Source organism: Novacetimonas cocois, from assembly GCF_003311635.1.
In the GTDB taxonomy this organism is placed as follows: domain Bacteria; phylum Pseudomonadota; class Alphaproteobacteria; order Acetobacterales; family Acetobacteraceae; genus Novacetimonas; species Novacetimonas cocois.
In genome coordinates this window covers 377-1,226 of the sequence record NZ_QEXL01000028.1, presented here as the reverse complement: position 1 = coordinate 1,226, position 850 = coordinate 377, and the positions used below count along the sequence as shown (strand labels likewise).

Genomic DNA, 850 nt, shown 5'->3' with positions numbered 1-850 from the left:
GGCGTTGCTGTTGGCCATCTGGTCCGGGGTTAACCCCGGACCAGATGGCGTCGACACGTCATGATACGCCTCATCGGGCGTGCGTCCAGCCAGTGCCGAGTGCGGACGCTGCCCGTTATAATGGGTGATCCATCCGGCAAGCCCGGCCCGTAGCTCCGATCCGGTCTCGAACGCATGCAAATAGACGCATTCGTATTTCAGCGACCGCCACAGACGCTCGATGAACACGTGGTAGGGCCAGCGCCCGCGCCCGTCCATGCTGATGCGGATCTGACGCTCTTCCAGGAGCCCGGTGAAACGGGGCGTCGTGAACTGCGACCCTTGGTCAGTATTGAAAATTTCCGGAGCGCCATAGCGCGTGAGGGCATCCTGTAGCGCCTCGATGCAGAACTCCGCATCCATCGTGTTCGACAGACGCCAGGACAGCACCTTGCGCGTGAACCAGTCCATGATCGCCACGAGATAGAGAAATCCCCGTTTCATGGGGATATACGTGATATCGGAACACCAGACCTGGTTAGGCCGCTCAATGACCAGATCCCGCAGCAGATACGGATATTTCCGATGCTCCGGATGAGGCACACTCGTGCGCGGCTTCTGGTAGACCGCCCGCAGGCCCATGATCGCCATGAGCCGCCGGACCCGCTTGCGGCCGACTTCATATCCCAGGCGGCGCAGATACCATGTCATCTGCCGTGAGCCATAATATGGCGTTTCCAGGAACTGGGCGTCGATCAGCCGCATCAACGCCAGATTGGCCTCGCTCTGTGGCACTGGCCGATAGTAGACGCCAGACCGGTTCAGATGCAGCAGCAGGCATTGCCGGACAATGGAAAGGCGCGGTCGCTGT

At 60.5% G+C, this 850-nt stretch carries 1 pseudogene; it reads right to left on the bottom strand.

Features of this window, described 5'->3' with window-relative positions:
* Positions 1 to 63 precede the first annotated feature (63 nt).
* Positions 64 to 850 (bottom strand): annotated as a pseudogene (locus tag NJLHNGOC_RS14705) (IS3 family transposase); the annotation flags it as partial.